General features: G+C 63.0%; 13 protein-coding genes. 1 reads left to right on the top strand and 12 read right to left on the bottom strand.

Features of this window, described 5'->3' with window-relative positions:
- Window positions 1-5: 5 nt before the first annotated feature.
- From pstA to AWB65_RS12535, 7 genes are all read right to left on the bottom strand, one after another.
- Complete coding sequence (pstA, locus tag AWB65_RS12505; protein WP_087667471.1) at window positions 6-887, bottom strand: phosphate ABC transporter permease PstA; 882 nt, start codon at window positions 885-887, stop codon at window positions 6-8.
- Window positions 884-1,867, bottom strand: coding sequence for a phosphate ABC transporter permease PstC (pstC, locus tag AWB65_RS12510; RefSeq protein ID WP_087667472.1), 984 nt, complete (start codon window positions 1,865-1,867; stop codon window positions 884-886). Before pstC ends, pstA begins: the two co-directional genes overlap by 4 nt.
- A 104-nt stretch (window positions 1,868-1,971) precedes the next feature.
- Window positions 1,972-3,003: a phosphate ABC transporter substrate-binding protein PstS gene (gene pstS, locus AWB65_RS12515; protein WP_087667473.1), complete on the bottom strand. Its 1,032-nt coding sequence runs from the start codon at window positions 3,001-3,003 to the stop codon at window positions 1,972-1,974.
- A 182-nt stretch (window positions 3,004-3,185) separates the two neighbouring features.
- Entirely contained in the window at window positions 3,186-4,544 is a 1,359-nt protein-coding gene (gene glmM, locus AWB65_RS12520) for a phosphoglucosamine mutase (protein ID WP_087667474.1), read from the bottom strand.
- Between the two features lie 107 nt (window positions 4,545-4,651).
- Window positions 4,652-5,536 carry a dihydropteroate synthase gene (gene folP, locus AWB65_RS12525; protein WP_374729743.1) on the bottom strand — a complete coding sequence of 295 codons (885 nt, stop codon included), beginning with the start codon at window positions 5,534-5,536 and terminating at the stop codon, window positions 4,652-4,654.
- A 117-nt stretch (window positions 5,537-5,653) separates the two neighbouring features.
- Complete coding sequence (gene ftsH, locus AWB65_RS12530; RefSeq protein ID WP_087655648.1) at window positions 5,654-7,540, bottom strand: ATP-dependent zinc metalloprotease FtsH; 1,887 nt, start codon at window positions 7,538-7,540, stop codon at window positions 5,654-5,656.
- 183 nt (window positions 7,541-7,723) lie between these two features.
- The gene (locus AWB65_RS12535) at window positions 7,724-8,386 is read right to left on the bottom strand and encodes an RlmE family RNA methyltransferase (protein ID WP_087667476.1); all 663 of its coding nucleotides are present in this window, start codon (window positions 8,384-8,386) and stop codon (window positions 7,724-7,726) included.
- Window positions 8,387-8,753: 367 nt separating this feature from the next.
- Here AWB65_RS12535 and AWB65_RS12540 point away from each other — a divergent pair, with 367 nt between their 5' ends.
- A complete protein-coding gene (locus AWB65_RS12540; protein WP_087667477.1) occupies window positions 8,754-9,287 on the top strand; it encodes a YhbY family RNA-binding protein in 534 nt (177 codons plus the stop codon).
- Window positions 9,288-9,350: 63 nt separating this feature from the next.
- Here AWB65_RS12540 and AWB65_RS12545 read toward each other — a convergent pair whose 3' ends face one another.
- From AWB65_RS12545 to AWB65_RS12565, 5 genes are all read right to left on the bottom strand, one after another.
- A complete protein-coding gene (locus AWB65_RS12545; RefSeq protein ID WP_087667478.1) occupies window positions 9,351-9,869 on the bottom strand; it encodes a DUF4149 domain-containing protein in 519 nt (172 codons plus the stop codon).
- Entirely contained in the window at window positions 9,869-10,345 is a 477-nt protein-coding gene (gene greA / locus AWB65_RS12550; RefSeq protein WP_087667479.1) for a transcription elongation factor GreA, read from the bottom strand. The genes AWB65_RS12545 and greA overlap by 1 nt, the downstream gene beginning before the upstream one ends.
- Before the next feature lie 121 nt (window positions 10,346-10,466).
- A complete protein-coding gene (carB, locus tag AWB65_RS12555) occupies window positions 10,467-13,721 on the bottom strand; it encodes a carbamoyl-phosphate synthase large subunit (RefSeq protein WP_087667480.1) in 3,255 nt (1,084 codons plus the stop codon).
- Between the two features lie 45 nt (window positions 13,722-13,766).
- A complete protein-coding gene (gene carA / locus AWB65_RS12560) occupies window positions 13,767-14,909 on the bottom strand; it encodes a glutamine-hydrolyzing carbamoyl-phosphate synthase small subunit (protein WP_087667481.1) in 1,143 nt (380 codons plus the stop codon).
- Window positions 14,910-15,286: 377 nt separating this feature from the next.
- A complete protein-coding gene (locus AWB65_RS12565) occupies window positions 15,287-16,519 on the bottom strand; it encodes an MFS transporter (RefSeq protein ID WP_087667482.1) in 1,233 nt (410 codons plus the stop codon).
- Window positions 16,520-16,598: the final 79 nt, after the last annotated feature.

Here is a 16,598-nt window from a genome sequence, read left to right on the forward strand (position 1 = left end):
CGCCTCTATTTCTTTGAAATGATCGTGCGTGCAAGGATATTCAGACCCAGCACGCCGAGCGTAATCAGGAATACGCCGGCCCACGCGAGTGCTTGCCACTGCGGGAACGGGCTCATCGCGAACTTGTAGATCGTGACCGGCAAATTCGCGACCGGCTGGTTCATGTCCCACGAGAAGAACTGGTTCGACAGCGCCGTGAAGAGGAGCGGCGCGGTTTCGCCGGCGATGCGCGCGACCGCCAGCAGCACGCCCGTCACGATCCCGCCGACTGACGCCTTCAGCGTGATCGACATCACCATCTTCCACTTCGGCGTGCCGAGCGCGAACGCCGCTTCGCGCAGCGCGTTCGGCACGAGCTTCAGCATGTTCTCGGTCGTGCGGATCACGATCGGAATCTGCAGGAGCGCCAACGCGATCACGCCGGCCCAGCCGGAAAAGCGCCCCATCTTCGCGACGACGAGCGCGTAGACGAACAAGCCGATCACGATCGACGGCGCCGACAGCAAAATGTCGTTGATGAAGCGTGTGACGCTCGCGAGCCATTTCTTCTGGCCGTATTCCGCCAGATACACGCCCGCGAGAATGCCGAGCGGCGTGCCGAGGAACGTCGCGAGCACGACGAGCATCAGGCTGCCAACGATGGCGTTCGCGAGACCGCCGCCGTCGGTGTTCGGCGGAGGCGTCGACTGCGTGAAAAGATCGATCGACAGGCCGCCGATGCCGAGCTTCAGCGTCGTGAAGAGAATCCACACGAGCCACAAGAGGCCGAAGGCCATCGCCGCGAGGGACATCGTCAGCGCGATCGCGTTCTTGCCGCGGCGGCGGCGCTGCAGTTTGATGCGCGTCGCATCCGACGCGTCATTTTCGATGAATGCGGGCTGGCTCACTTGGCGCCCTCCCCTTTTTCGAGGCGAAGCAGCATCAGCTTAGAGAGCGCGAGCACGAAGAACGTGATCACGAAGAGAATCAGGCCGAGTTCCATCAACGCGGACGTGTGCAGGCCGGGGCTCGCTTCGGCGAATTCGTTCGCGAGCGCCGACGTGATGCTGTTGCCCGGCGAGAAGAGCGACACGTTGTCGAGCAGGTTCGTGTTGCCGATCACGAACGTGACCGCCATCGTTTCACCGAGCGCGCGGCCGAGGCCGAGCATCACGCCGCCGATCACGCCGGTACGTGTGTACGGCAGCACGATCTTCCACATCACTTCCCAGGTCGTGCAGCCAATGCCGTACGCCGATTCCTTCAGCAGCACCGGCGTGACTTCGAACACGTCGCGCATCACGGCCGCGATGTACGGGATGATCATGATCGCGAGGATGACGCCCGCGCACAGGATGCCGATGCCGATCGGCGGCCCCTGAAAGAAGCGGCCGATGAGCCACACATCGCCGAGCAGACGCCCGAGCGGCTTTTCGAAATAAGCCGCGAAGATCGGGGCGAAGACGAGCAGGCCCCACATGCCGTAGACGATCGACGGAATTGCCGCGAGCAGTTCGATTGCGACGCCGAGCGGGCGGCGCAGCCACGCCGGCGACAGTTCCGTCAGGAAGAGCGCGATGCCGAAGCTCACCGGCACGGCGATCAGGAGCGCGATGATCGAGGTCGCGATGGTGCCGTAGATCGGCACGAGCGCGCCAAAGCTGTCGGTGTTAGGGTCCCACTCGCCGCGCCAGAGGAAGCTGAAACCGAATTTCTGGATGGTCGGCAGCGACGCATAAATCAGCGAAACGATGATGCCGCCGAGCAAAAGCAAGGTGACGACGGCCGCGAGCAGTGTCACGCCGCCGAAAATGATGTCGCCGAGACGGCTCGGCGCGCGTTGCGTATGACTTCCGGGGGGTGTCGAGGCTAGATTGATGTCCGACATGGGAACCTTGGGTCGGGCCGCGCGGCACATGCCGCGCGGCGAAACTTACTGCTTTTGTCCTGCCTCATCAGCTTAGGACGTTTTAGGACATGCGTATCGCGCGTTTATTGCGCAACCGCCTTGCCCGACCCGTCCTTCACCTTCGCCTTCCACTGCGAGCGGATTTCCGCGACCACCGAATCCGGCAGCGAGATGTAATCCAGATCGTTTGCTGCCTGATTGCCGTTCTTGAACGCCCAGTCGAAGAATTTCAGGGTTTCGGTGCCTTGCGGCGCCTTTTCCTGCGTCGAGTGCAGCAGCACGAAGGTCGCGCCGACGACCGGCCATGCGTCCTTGCCCGATTCGTTCGTCAGGATCTGGTAGAACGACTTCGACCAGTCCGCGCCCGCGGCGGCGGCCTTGAACGTCTCCGTCTTCGGCTGCACGACCGTACCGGCGGCATTCTTCAGGCCGACGTAGGTCATCTTGTTCTGCTTGGCGTAGGCCCATTCCACATAGCCGATCGCGCCCGGCAGACGCTGCACGAAAGCCGCGACGCCGTCGTTGCCCTTGCCGCCCGTGCCCGTCGGCCAGTTGACGGTCGAGCCTTCACCGATCTTCGACTTCCACTCCGGGTTCACCTTCGACAGGTAGTTCGTCCAGATGAAGCTCGTGCCCGAACCGTCGGCACGGCGGACCACGGCGATGTCCGTGTCCGGCAGCTTGACCTTCGGGTTGAGCGCGGCGATCGCCGGGTCGTTCCACTTCTTGATCTTGCCGAGATAGATGTCGCCGAGCACTTCGCCCGACAGCGTCACTTCACCCGCCTTCACGCCCGGCACGTTGATCACCGGCACCACGCCGCCGACCACCGTCGGGAACTGGAAAAGCCCTTGCTTTTCAAGCTCGTCGTCCTTCAGCGGCGCGTCGGAGCCTGCGAAATCGACCGTTTTCGCGATGATCTGCTTGATCCCGCCCGACGAACCGATGCCCTGATAGTTCACCTTGCCGCCGCCGGTCTTCTGGTAGGCGTCGGCCCACTTCGTGTAGATCGGTGCTGCGAACGTGCTGCCCGCGCCGGTAATATCGGCTGCTTGCGCGGAGATGGCGACGAGTGCGCCGATTACGCCAGCCAGCGCGGTTTGCATCAATTTCATGAGACCTCCAGGTTGTAAGCGAATGACACGACAAGGCGAAGCATAGGCACAGTCTGTGACAGTAATATGACTCTTCGTGAAGCTCGCGTGTCAGTGCGCTTACGGCATGAAAGCCGTTGAGGAAAAGCAAAAAAGCCGCTGCGGATCGCTCCGCAGCGGCTTTTTGTGTGCTCGCCTGATACTTAGGAAGTCGCGTCTTTTACGACCTGCGCAATCGTTTCCGCGTGACGAACCGCGTCCCGTTCGGCTGCGGCCTCGACCATCACGCGCAGCACCGGCTCCGTGCCCGACGCGCGAATCAGGACGCGTCCGTGCCCTTCGAGCGCACGCTCGGCACCGCTGATCGCCTTGGCAATCGCGTCGCTTTCTTTCCAGTTCGCGCCCGGACTCATGCGAACGTTGATCAGCTTCTGCGGGAACAGCGTCACGCCGTCGAGCTGATCCGCGAGCGACTTGCCGCTACGCTGCATCGCGGCGAGCACGAGCAGCGCGGACACGATGCCGTCGCCCGTGGAATGCCGATCCAGCGACAGAATGTGTCCCGAGCCTTCCGCGCCGAGCTGCCAGCCGTTCTCGCGCAGCTTCTCCAGCACGTAGCGGTCGCCGACGTTCGCTCGCACGAACTGCACACCCGCTTCCTTCAGCGCCACTTCGACGGCCATGTTCGTCATCAGCGTGCCGACGGCGCCGTCCACCTTGCCGTCGGTCGCCATGCGGTCCTTGACCAGCACGTAGAGCAGTTCGTCGCCGTTGTAGAGACGGCCCGCCGAATCGACGACTTGCAGGCGGTCGGCGTCGCCATCGAGCGCGATGCCGATATCCGCGCGATGTTCGAGCACGGCGTTCACGAGCGCGTCGGGCGCGGTGGCGCCGACACCGTCGTTGATGTTGAAGCCGTTCGGCGAAATGCCGATCGGGATCACTTCTGCGCCGAGTTCGTGGAACACGTTCGGCGCGACGTCGTACGCGGCGCCGTGCGCGCAATCGAGCACGATCCGCAGGCCGCGCAGGTCGAAACTCGCCGGGAACGTGCTCTTGCAGAACTCGACATAGCGGCCACCAGCGTCATCGAGCCGACGCGCCTTGCCGAGCCGCTCCGACGGCGCGCATGCGAGCGGCTCTTCGAGTTGCGCTTCGATCTGGAGTTCGACGTCGTCGGGCAGCTTGTTGCCGTCAGCGGAGAAAAATTTGATGCCGTTGTCGTAGTACGGATTGTGCGACGCGCTGATCACGACGCCCGCCGCAAGCCGCAGCGCACGCGTCAGGTAAGCGATGCCGGGCGTCGGCATCGGGCCGGCCAGCATCACGTCGACGCCCGCCGCCGAGAAACCCGCTTCCAGCGCGGCTTCGAGCATGTAGCCCGACACCCGCGTGTCCTTGCCGATCAACACGGTCGGACGGCTGCCCTTTTTCTGCCAGCGATCGGCGCCCGCGAGCACTTTGCCCGCCGCATAGCCAAGCCGCAGCACGAAATCGGGCGTGATCGGCGCTTCACCGACCTTCCCGCGAATCCCATCCGTTCCAAAATATCGACGTGCCATTAGTTTATTACCCCCGCGGACGTGGATGCGCGTGTCGTGCGCCCGCATGTGTTGTTGAAACCGTGGACGGCGCGCACGCCCGCGCTGCAATCCGCTGTTTATAAGTGTTAATGATGCCTGCTTTGGCCAGCGGCTTTCGTTGCCTGCCAAACCTTCAGACCATCGAGGATCGGCGCGACGTCGTGAACCCGCACGATCACCGCGCCCCGCTCCGCCGCGCAGACCGCCGCCGCGATGCCCGCCGCCAGCCGCTCGCCCTTCTTGCGGCCGGTAACGGCGCCGAGCATCGACTTGCGCGACATCCCGACGAGCAGCGGAAAGTCCGTCGCGACGGGACGGGTTTTGTCGAGATGCGCGAGCAGCGCGAAATTGTGCTCCTCGGTTTTGCCGAAGCCGTAGCCGGGATCGAGACAGATCCGCTCGGACGCAATGCCGGCCTTCGACAACGCATCGACGCGATCGGCGAAAAAGTCCCGCACATCCTCGACGACATTCCGATACACCGGCTCCTCGGCCTGCATCGTCCGCGGCTCGCCGAGCATGTGCATCACGCAGAGACCGCAATTGCTGTTCTTGACGGCTTCGATTGCACCGTCCTGACGGAAGCCCCAGACGTCGTTGATCATGTCCGCGCCGGCGTCGAGCGCCGCGCGCATCACCTCTGGCTTGTACGTATCGACGGACAGCGGCACGTTCATCGACCGCAACGCCTCGACGATGGGAATCACGCGCCGCAACTCTTCGTCGAGCGGCACGGGCAGCGAGCCGGGACGCGTCGATTCGCCGCCGATATCGATCATGTCGGCGCCATCGGCGAGCATCTGCCCGGCGCGCTTGATCGCATCATCGCGTGACAGGAACTGGCCGCCATCGGAAAACGAATCCGGCGTGACATTCAGAATGCCCATCACGAGCGGACGCTCGAAAGTCAGCGTGAAGCGGCCGCACTGAAGTCGAGACGGCGCCGAAGATTGCAAATTGGATGAAGTCAACGATTCGACTGGAGACTGAGTTGGGAAGTTCGCGCACTGGCAAGGCACCAGCAGGCCGATCAAAGAAAAAGGGCCGGTGTGTCGAACACACCAGCCCTTGAACGGATCGAGTAAAACTCAGGCCGGCGCGGTGGCGTTGCCCGGCTTCACTTCGGTGCCGCTGTTGCCGCTGCTCGGCGTATCGCCCGACGGCGGCGGCAGATTCTTCGGCGGCCGCGGCGGACGGCCCGCCATGATGTCGCTGATCTGGTCCGCGTCGATGGTTTCCCATTCGAGCAGCGCCTTCGTCATCGCTTCGACGTTGTCCCGGTGATCTTCGAGCAGCTTGCGGGCGAGCCCGTATTGCTCGTCGAGGATGCGGCGGATTTCAGCGTCGACCTTCTGCTGCGTCGCTTCCGACACCGTCTTCGATGCAAGCTTTCCGAACATGCCGTCCTGCTCGGTATCGACATAGACCATCGTGCCGAGCACGTCGGACATGCCGTAACGCGTCACCATGTCACGCGCCATCTTGGTCGCGCGCTCGAAGTCGTTCGAAGCACCCGTCGACATCGAGTTCAGGAACACTTCTTCCGCTGCGCGGCCACCAAACAGGATTGCGATTTCCTCCAGCATCTTGTCGCGATACAGGTTCACACGGTCATGCTCCGGCAACTGCCAGGTCACGCCGAGCGCCCAGCCACGCGGCATGATCGTGACCTTGTGCACCGGATCGGCATGCGGCAACAGCTTCGCGACCACCGCGTGACCCGACTCGTGGTACGCCGTATTGCGACGCTCTTCCTCGCGCATCACAGCCGACTTGCGCTCCGGACCCATAAAAATCTTGTCCTTCGCGTCCTCGAAGTCCTGCATTTCGACGATCCGCTTGCCACGACGCGCTGCGAACAGTGCAGCTTCGTTCACGAGATTCGCGAGATCGGCGCCTGAGAAACCCGGCGTCCCACGCGCGATGACCGATGCATCGACGTCGTTCGAAATCGGAACCTTGCGCAGGTGCACCTTCATGATGTGCTCGCGGCCCCGGATGTCCGGCAGACCGACGTACACTTGGCGGTCGAAACGGCCCGGACGCAGGAGCGCCTTGTCCAGCACGTCGGAGCGGTTGGTCGCGGCGATCACGATCACGCCGGAATTCGCTTCGAAGCCGTCCATCTCCACAAGCATCTGGTTCAGCGTCTGCTCGCGTTCATCGTTACCGCCGCCCATGCCAGCGCCGCGATGACGACCGACCGCGTCGATTTCGTCGATGAACACGATACACGGCGCATGCTTCTTCGCCTGCTCGAACATGTCGCGCACACGAGCCGCGCCCACGCCGACGAACATTTCGACGAAGTCCGAACCCGAGATGCTGAAGAACGGCACCTTCGCTTCGCCAGCGATGGCGCGCGCGAGCAGCGTCTTACCCGTGCCCGGAGGCCCGACCAGCAGCACGCCGCGTGGAATCCGGCCGCCCAGCTTCTGGAATTTCTGCGGATCGCGCAGGAAGTCGACGAGTTCCGACACTTCTTCTTTCGCTTCGTCACAGCCCGCGACATCGGTGAAATTGATTGCGTTGTTGTTCTCGTCGATCAGCCGCGCTCGCGACTTGCCGAACGAGAAGGCTCCGCCTTTGCCGCCCCCCTGCATCTGCCGCATCATGTAGAACCAGAAGCCGATGATCAGGATCGTCGGTCCGAGGTAATACAGTGCCGATACGAGCGCATTGGGTTCGTCGTCGGCCTTGCCGCTGACCTGGACGCCGTATTTCATCAGATCGCCGACCATCCAGATGTCGCCGGGGGACACGATCTGGTACTTCTGGCCGTCTGCCGGAGTGACCGTCAAATTGCGGCCCTGAACGGTCACGGTCTTGACCTTGCCGCTCTTCGCGTCGTCCATGAACTGCGAATACGACACACCTTCCTGGACGCGGGGCTTATCGAACTGCTTGAACACCGTGAACAGCACCAGTGCGATCACGAGCCACACTGCCGCCTTAGAGAACATATTGTTGTTCAAAGCACCACTCCTAATCATAGACGGGCGCCTACATACACCTTGCGGCACCACCTAAACCATTCTAATCCAGTCCGCTAGCCCCTGCCATAAGCATTCTCTACCACGCAAATAGCGATGGAGGCCTTTTTTCAGGCGCATTCGGCGGTAATCGGCGTTTTTTTGCCACTTCCGACGAGGCTGACCTTACGCGGGGCGCTTCAACTGCCTACCCAAGATAAACGTTTCAGACGATTTGTCGCGCGACGCCTTCGGCTTGCGCGGCGCGACGATTTTGAACTGGTGCTTGAATTTCTCGACGACCTGGCTGTAACCGCTGCCATGAAAGCACTTGACCAGCAACGCGCCCTCCGGTTTCAGGTGATTCTGTGAGAATTCCAGCGCGAGATCGCATAAATGCTCCATCCGCGCCGCATCGGCACTTGCCACCCCCGACAGGTTGGGGGCCATGTCCGAGATTACAAGGTCCACTTGACGCTCGCCGACCAATTCCCTGAGCTGATCGAGCACCGAATCCTCGCGGAAGTCGCCCTGGATGAAGGTGACGTCGGCGATCGGCGCCATTGGCAGGAGATCGAGCGCGATGATCGTGCCGTCGATGCCGCCCTCGCGCTGCTGGTCGCGCTTTGCCCCCTGCGCAAGCTTGTTGCGCACGTACTGGCTCCAGCTTCCCGGTGTCGAGCCGAGATCGACGATGATCTGGCCCGGGCGGATCAGCTTGTCCTGCTCGTCGATTTCCTTGAGTTTGTAGGCGGCGCGCGCGCGATAGCCCTCCCGCTGCGCGAGTTTCACGTAGGGGTCGTTGATGTGGTCATGCAACCACGAATGATTGAAGCGGTTTTTTGCCATTGATAATGATTTGGTGCTGCCTGATCTGCTGCAACAAGTTGCTGCATCAAGCAATGCTTTTAGCGGATAATACGCGTCTTATTCGGCCGGCCGGCGGTTCTACGCGTCGCCGGTATCGGTGTTTGCGGGCACTTGTTGCCCGGCAGTGAGCAAAGTTTTGTTATTCCTCTGCCGCCTTGCGACGAGTCTTTCGTCTCGCGGCTGGCTTTGTCGGGGAAGCCCTGACTCCGCGCTGTGACTGGCCCTTTATTGGCCCTTCATACTGTCGGCGCCAGCGTCGTCGATACGAGCCGCAGCCCCGCGCAACGCCTTTCGTCCTTTTTGCGCTTCAGCACCTCTCATATATTAGTCGAGTCCGTTACTTCACATGCCCGCCCTCAAACTCTCTCCCGCCCAACGTGCCGATCTGCGCTCGCAGGCCCACGCGCTCAAGCCCGTCGTTCTCGTCGGCGCTGAAGGGCTGACCGAAGCCGTGCTGGCCGAAATCGAAGTCCACCTCGGCGCTCATCAGCTCATCAAGATCCGTGTGTTCGGCGACGAACGCGACGCGCGCGTTGCGATGTACGAGGAGATCTGCGATCACTTGAAAGCCGCGCCTGTTCAGCATATCGGCAAGCTGCTCGTGATCTGGAGGCCCGAAGATACGACGCCGCTGAAAGCATCCGGCCGCCGCTCCACGATGCCGAGCGCCCGCGAAGCCGCCGCGGAACCGACGACGAAGGGTCGCGCGCCGCGCATCGTCAAGGCGGTGAAGATCACTCGCGACGCGCCCACCGTTCGCAAGCCGAAAAAGGAAAAGCTGCTGGTGCGCGGCAACGAGCGCGTGACGGCTGGCGGCAACGTCAAGCGCGCGAAAAAGCGCCAGACGAGCGCCAAGCGCCAGCATCAGACGTCGAAATAAGGCGTTGATTTCGGGCAGCGCCCGGAAAGACGTGGCGCCCGAACATTCCGGGCGCCGGCAGCATCAGCGACGCGCGCGCCGCGCCGCGACTGCGGCGGATTGTCCCCGCGCCACAACCGGCCCGGACGATGACGGTCCCGGCAACCGCCACACAAGCAGCACACCCAGCAGGCTCTCGACGACATAAAACGCGCTCGACACGCCATGCAACATGCCAAACTGCTTGGCGTACGGCGAACTAGCGAGATCCGTCCCCGCTTCTTGCGCTGCCACGCGCAGCGAATTCATGAACGGCTGCAGGCCGAAATAGCCGATCAGCACACACAGCAGCATCACTGCGACGATCCACCGCACGCGCTTGTAGTCGGCGAAACCGCCGCGCACCATGCGATTGGCGATCAACAGCAGAATCAGCGCGCACACCACGCCCAGCATCGCTTCGATGCGGAAGATCTGCGCCGCTACCGATCCCGCCGACGCGCGATCGAGCATCGAAAAAAGCACCGGCGCGGCGATAAAGCCAAGGCTCAGCAAGCTGCCGACCCACGCCATCGATACGATCCGGAAGAGTCGATGTGCCATCAGACGTACTTGACGGAGATGACTTCGTATTCACGCGCGCCGCCCGGCGCCTGCACCGACGCGATATCGCCATCGGTCTTGCCGATCAGCGCCCGCGCGATCGGCGAGCTGATCGACACGAGGCCGTGGTCGATGTCGGCTTCGTCGTCGCCGACAATCTGGTACTTCACCGGCTTGCCTGACTCCAGGTCCTCCAGTTCGACCGTCGCGCCGAACACCACGCGGCCATCCGCTTCGACGGTGGTCGGATCGATGACCTGTGCCGCGGCCAGCTTCGACTCGAGTTCGGCGATGCGGCCCTCGATGAAGCCCTGCTTTTCCTTCGCGGCGTCGTACTCGGCGTTTTCCGACAGATCGCCCTGAGCCCGCGCTTCCGCGATCGAATTCACGACCGCCGGCCGCTCGACCGATTTCAGGCGTTGCAATTCCGCGCGCAGGAGTTCTGCGCCGCGCTTCGTCAATGGAACTGTGCTCATAAACAACTCGAAGAACAAAAAACAGCCGTAAAAAAATTACCGCGGTTAAGTGCATCTCCCGGTAAGAAGGGAGACGCCGCTTAACCGCGGCCCATGAAGCCAAAAACCAATAATCGAGGCCTTAGTTTAGGCGAGCATGCAGACCTTGTAAATCATAGACTTCCAGGTCCTTCAGATAACGCAGCCCCTCGACCGCCGCCCGCGCGCCCGACATCGTCGTGTAGTACGTGACCTTGTTGGCCTGCGCGCTCATGCGGATCGAGCGCGAATCGGCAATTGCGGCGCGCGTTTCGTCGACGGTCGTGAAGACGAGCGCGATCTCGCCGTTCTTGATCATGTCGACGATGTGCGGACGGCCGTCCTTCACCTTGTTCACGACCTTCACCGGGATGCCCGCCGCCTGGATCGCGGCGGCCGTGCCCTTGGTCGCGGCGATCGGATAGCCGAGCTCGTGCAGCATGCTCGCGACTTCGACCGCCTTCGGCTTGTCGGCGTCCATCACGGTCAGAAGCACCGTGCCGGACTCCGGCAGGCGCGAGCCCGCCGCGAGTTGCGACTTGAAAAGCGCCTCGCCGAACGTGCGGCCGACACCCATCACTTCGCCCGTCGAGCGCATTTCGGGTCCGAGCACCGGATCGACCGCCGGGAACTTGACGAACGGGAACACCGCTTCCTTGACGCTGAAATACGGCGGAATCACCTCCTTCGTGACGCCCTGCTCTGCAAGCTTCTGGCCGACCATCGCGCGCGCGGCGATCTTGGCGAGCGGCAGGCCGGTCGCCTTCGACACGTACGGCACCGTCCGCGACGCACGCGGGTTCACTTCCAGCACGTAGATGACATCCTTCTTCGAGCCGTCTTCCTGCGGCACTTGCTGGATCGCGAACTGCACGTTCATCAGGCCGATCACGTTGAGCGCCTTCGCCATCGCCCCGGTCTGGCGCTTCAGCTCGTCGACAGTTTCCTGCGACAGCGAGTACGGCGGCAGCGAACAGGCCGAATCGCCCGAGTGCACGCCCGCCTGCTCGATGTGCTCCATCACGCCGCCGATGAACACCGCTTCGCCATCGGAAATGCAATCGACGTCGCATTCGATCGCGTCGTTCAGGAAGCGGTCGAGCAGCACCGGCGAATCGTTCGATACTTTCACGGCCTCGCGCATGTAGCGTTCGAGATCGCGCGGCTCGTGGACGATTTCCATCGCGCGCCCGCCCAGCACGTACGACGGACGCACGACGAGCGGATAGCCGATTTCCTCGGCGAGCTTCAGCGCTTCGTCCTCGGCGCGCGCCGTGCGGTTCGGCGGCTGGCGCAGGTTCAGGTCCTGCAGCAGCTTCTGGAAGCGCTCGCGGTCTTCGGCGGCGTCGATCATGTCCGGCGACGTGCCGACGATCGGCACGCCGTTCGCTTCCAGATCGAGCGCGAGCTTGAGCGGCGTCTGCCCGCCGTACTGCACGATCACGCCAACCGGCTTCTCCAGATCGACGATTTCGAGCACGTCTTCGAGCGTCAGCGACTCGAAATACAGGCGGTCGGACGTGTCGTAGTCGGTGGAGACTGTCTCCGGATTGCAGTTGACCATGATGGTTTCATAGCCGTCCTCGCGCATCGCGAGCGCCGCGTGCACGCAGCAGTAGTCGAACTCGATGCCCTGCCCGATCCGGTTCGGGCCGCCGCCCAGCACCATGATCTTCTTTTTGTCCGTGGGATTCGCTTCGCACTCGTCCTCGTAGGTCGAGTACATGTAGGCGGTTTTCGTCGCGAATTCGGCGGCGCAGGTGTCCACGCGTTTGTAGACCGGGCGCACCTTCAATTCGTGACGGCGGCGGCGCACGGCGGTCTGATTCGAGCCGGTGAGCTTCGCCAGTCTGCGATCGGAAAACCCGCTCTGCTTCAGATAGAGCAGTTCTTCCTTCGAAAGACTCTCAAGCGTGCGGCCTTGCAGCGCCTTTTCCTTGAGAATGATCTGTTCGATCTGCGCGAGGAACCACGGGTCGATCGACGTTTCCTCGAAGATTTCCTGCGCCGTGAGGCCCAAACGGAACGCATCGCCGAGGAACCAGATACGGTCCGGGCCCGGCTCGCCGATCTCGCGGATCGCTTCGTCGCGGCTGGTGGTCTTTTCGTCGAGACCGTCGACGCCGACTTCCAGCCCGCGCAGCGCCTTCTGGAACGACTCCTGGAACGTGCGGCCGATCGCCATCACTTCGCCGACCGACTTCATCTGCGTCGTCAGGCGCGAATCGGCTTCGCGGAACTTCTCGAACGCGAAACGCGGAATCTTCGTGACGACGTAGTCGATCGTCGGTTCGAACGAGGCCGGCGTCTGTCCGCCGGTGATTTCGTTCTTGAGTTCGTCGAGCGTGTAACCGACGGCCAGCTTCGCCGCGACCTTCGCGATCGGGAAGCCTGTCGCCTTCGATGCCAGCGCCGACGAACGCGACACGCGCGGATTCATTTCGATCACGACCATGCGGCCGTCGTTCGGGTTGATCGCGAACTGGACGTTCGAGCCGCCGGTATCGACGCCGATCTCGCGCAGCACCGCGAGCGACGCGTTGCGCAGGATCTGGTATTCCTTGTCGGTAAGCGTCTGCGCCGGGGCGACCGTGATCGAATCGCCCGTATGCACGCCCATCGGGTCGAGGTTTTCGATCGAGCAGACGATGATGCAGTTGTCCTTGGTGTCGCGGACCACTTCCATCTCGTATTCTTTCCAGCCGAGCAGCGACTCTTCGATCAGCAATTCGCGCGTCGGCGAAAGATCGAGCCCGCGACGGCAGATTTCCTCGAACTCTTCCTTGTTGTACGCGATTCCGCCGCCCGAGCCGCCCAGTGTGAACGAGGGACGGATGACGGTCGGATAGCCGCCGCTGCCGGTTTGCGCCGCGATAATGGCCTGCACCTGCAGCGCTTCTTCCATCGAATGCGCGATGCCCGACTTCGCCGACCCGAGGCCGATCTTCGTCATCGCGTCCTTGAACTTCTGGCGGTCTTCGGCCTTGTCGATGGCTTCCGGCGACGCGCCAATCAACTCGACCTTGTACTTTTCCAGCACGCCGTGATGGAAAAGATCGAGCGCGCAATTGAGCGCGGTCTGGCCGCCCATCGTCGGGAGGATCGCGTCCGGGCGCTCCTTGGCGATGATCCGCTCGACCACTTCCCACGAAATCGGCTCGATGTAGGTGACATCGGCCGTGTTCGGGTCGGTCATGATCGTCGCGGGGTTGCTGTTGACGAGAATGACCTTGTAGCCTTCTTCACGCAGCGCCTTGCACGCCTGCGCGCCCGAATAGTCGAACTCGCACGCCTGGCCGATGATGATCGGTCCCGCGCCGATGATGAGGATGCTCTTGATGTCTGTCCGCTTCGGCATAACTGCTCTCGGTAATGTGGTTCTGTTGCGTGCTTTGCGTGCTATTTACGCTGCGACTTTCTGCGTTTCCATCAGCTTGACGAAGCGGTCGAACAGATACGCGATGTCGTTCGGTCCCGGCGACGCTTCCGGATGGCCCTGGAAGCAGAACGCGGGCTTGTCGGTAAGCGCGAAGCCTTGCAGCGTGCCGTCGAAGAGAGAAACGTGCGTGACCTTCGCGTTCGCGGGGAGCGTCGCGGCATCGACGGCGAAGCCGTGGTTCTGCGACGTGATCACGACGCGCCCGTCTTCGAGATCCTTCACTGGATGGTTCGCGCCGTGGTGGCCGGTCTTCATCTTCATCGTCTTCGCGCCGACGGCGAGACCCATGATCTGGTGGCCGAGGCAGATGCCGAACGTCGGAATGCCGCGCTCGATGAATTCACGCGTCGCGCGGATCGCGTAGTCGCACGGTTCCGGGTCGCCGGGGCCGTTCGAGAGGAACACGCCGTCGGGGTTGAGCGCGAGGGCGTCGGCGGCGGTGGCTTCGGCCGGCAGCACGGTGACGTGGCAGCCGCGCTCGGCGAGCATGCGCAGGATGTTGTGCTTCACGCCGTAGTCGAACGCGACGACGCGGTACTTCGGCGCTTCCTGCTTGCCGTAGCCGGACTCGAGCCGCCATTCGGTTTGCGTCCAGTCGTAGCTTTCCTTCGTCGATACGACTTTCGCGAGATCCATGCCCGCGAGACCCGGGAACGAGCGCGCGAGTTCGAGCGCTTTCGCTTCGTCGGTCGGACCGGCGAGGATGCAGCCGTTCTGCGCGCCCTTGTCGCGCAGGATGCGCGTGAGCTTGCGCGTATCGATGCCCGCGATCGCGACGACGCCTTGCGCCTTCAGATAATCGCCAAGCGATTGCTCGGAGCGGAAATTGGACGCGAGCACCGGCAGGTCACGGATGATCAGGCCGGCGGCATGGACTTTGGTGGCTTCGACATCCTCGGCATTCACGCCGACGTTGCCGATGTGCGGATAGGTCAGCGTGACAATCTGGCGGGCGTAGCTCGGATCGGTGAGGATCTCTTGATAGCCGGTGATCGCGGTGTTGAACACCACTTCGCCGATCGTCGAACCGGTGGCGCCGATCGAATGACCACGAAAGACCGTGCCGTCGGCGAGTGCGAGAAGTGCTGGGGAAAATGACGGCAACACGGGAGGCTCCTTGGGGAACACCCTGTTGCCGACCTGTCTGTCCGACTTCTGGGGGTTGCGCGCAGCCTGTTTGGTGGCGCGCGCAGACCCGCATCGCGTGATTTGTGACGGGGCGCATGGTTCGCGGCGTGGCTGGCCCGGTCTTTTTCCGCATGGAGCGGGACAGTCGGCGCAGAGGGTCGGCGGCATGCGGCGCGTGCTACAAGGCGCGGCGGATGAACGGTATGTGGGAGGTAGGCGCTAGGGTGCGGGTTGATGTGCTCAAACCTTCGAATTATAGCGCGGAACCGCCCTTTCCGCCAAATTTTGAGACTCACGCAATGCAAGAGGCGTTCCAGGAACGCCTCGGGACTTGCCCGGACGGCGCATGCATCCGATTACGAGACGGCACGCCCGGTCTTCTGCAACACGCGGCTCGGGAGGACGTACCAGATCGCGCTCGCGATTTGCAGCGCAATCAGCACGCCCCATGCGGTCAGATGCGCGGCGGCGGGGTAATGTCCATCCTCGATCGGCCACTGCGAAAGCACGCCGCCGATTCCCACCTGGAAGCCGAAGATCAGCACGAAGATGACAAGCGTGAGCGTCGTGTTGGTCCGCCCGATCATGTGCGACGGAAAGTATTCGGCGAGGACGGCGTAGCTCAGGATGCCGGTGCCACCGAAGATGCCATAAGCGGCGAGCAGCGCGGCCGGCGGCAGCGGCGCGCGAAACACCATCAGCAGTTGCACCAGGACGAAAAGCCCCATGCCGATGCCGCAGAACGCGTACACCGGGACGCCCCGTCGCTCCAGGCTGCGCGCCGCCGCGCCGAAGCCGATGCAGCCCGCCATCATCGCGAAGCCGAGCACCGAGACGAGCGCCGCCGCGTGGCTCGCGTTGAGGCCCATCACGTCGAGCAGATAGGGTCGGATCCAGAGCGACTGCATCGCGTAGAAGACGCCTTGGGTCACGACGGAAAACGACGCGATCTTCCAGAACGCCGCGCTGCGCAGGATGTGCCAAGTGCCCTTGAACTGCGTGACGATGTCGGCCTGATGATGCGCGTCGCGTTTCTCGGGCGCGAACAGCAGAATCGCGCCGGCGACGACGAGCGTGAACACGCCGAGCCCCGCGCACACGCCGCGCCAGCTCGCGACGGCCAGAAGCGAAGCCAGCGGCGAACCGACGACGACGCCGCCGAGTCCGCCCATCGCCATCGTCAGGCCGTTGACGAGCGGCAGCCGCGCGACGGGGAAATACTGCGCGGACGCCTTGAACGCCGCGCTCAGGCACACCGAAACGCCCACGCCGATCAGGAGCCGCCCCGCCATCATGCCGGCGAGCCCGTGCGCCATGCCGAACACCCAGATGCCGAGCGCCGCGAAAACCAGCATGCCGCCAGTGACACGGCGCGGGCCGAAGTGATCGAGCAGCACGCCGACGGGAATCTGCGCGGCCGCGAAACCGATGAAGTAGAGCGAGGTGAGCAGGCCGAGGTCGGCGGCGGAGAGGCCGAGATCGTGCGTGATGAGCGGCGCGAAGCCGAGATTGACGCCCCGGAACACGTACGAGACGAAGTAACCGGCGGCGAACAGGAAAAAGACACGCAGACAAACGGAGGGCGTCATTCGGTGCAGGCGCTTAATTTGGCTTTAAAGCGGGAGTTTATCTGCGCGACCAATTGAAAACGCCGTCACCTTGGTGACG

Source organism: Caballeronia humi (assembly GCF_001544475.1).
Lineage (GTDB): Bacteria > Pseudomonadota > Gammaproteobacteria > Burkholderiales > Burkholderiaceae > Caballeronia > Caballeronia humi.

Coding starts and splice junctions, on each gene's coding strand:
- AWB65_RS12535 (WP_087667476.1), bottom strand. CDS start 8,386: ATGGCAAAAAACCGCTTCAATCATTCGTGGTTGCATGACCACATCAAC.
- AWB65_RS12540 (WP_087667477.1), top strand. CDS start 8,754: ATGCCCGCCCTCAAACTCTCTCCCGCCCAACGTGCCGATCTGCGCTCG.
- greA (WP_087667479.1), bottom strand. CDS start 10,345: ATGAGCACAGTTCCATTGACGAAGCGCGGCGCAGAACTCCTGCGCGCG.
- carB (WP_087667480.1), bottom strand. CDS start 13,721: ATGCCGAAGCGGACAGACATCAAGAGCATCCTCATCATCGGCGCGGGA.
- AWB65_RS12545 (WP_087667478.1), bottom strand. CDS start 9,869: ATGGCACATCGACTCTTCCGGATCGTATCGATGGCGTGGGTCGGCAGC.
- pstC (WP_087667472.1), bottom strand. CDS start 1,867: ATGTCGGACATCAATCTAGCCTCGACACCCCCCGGAAGTCATACGCAA.
- glmM (WP_087667474.1), bottom strand. CDS start 4,544: ATGGCACGTCGATATTTTGGAACGGATGGGATTCGCGGGAAGGTCGGT.
- AWB65_RS12565 (WP_087667482.1), bottom strand. CDS start 16,519: ATGACGCCCTCCGTTTGTCTGCGTGTCTTTTTCCTGTTCGCCGCCGGT.
- pstS (WP_087667473.1), bottom strand. CDS start 3,003: ATGAAATTGATGCAAACCGCGCTGGCTGGCGTAATCGGCGCACTCGTC.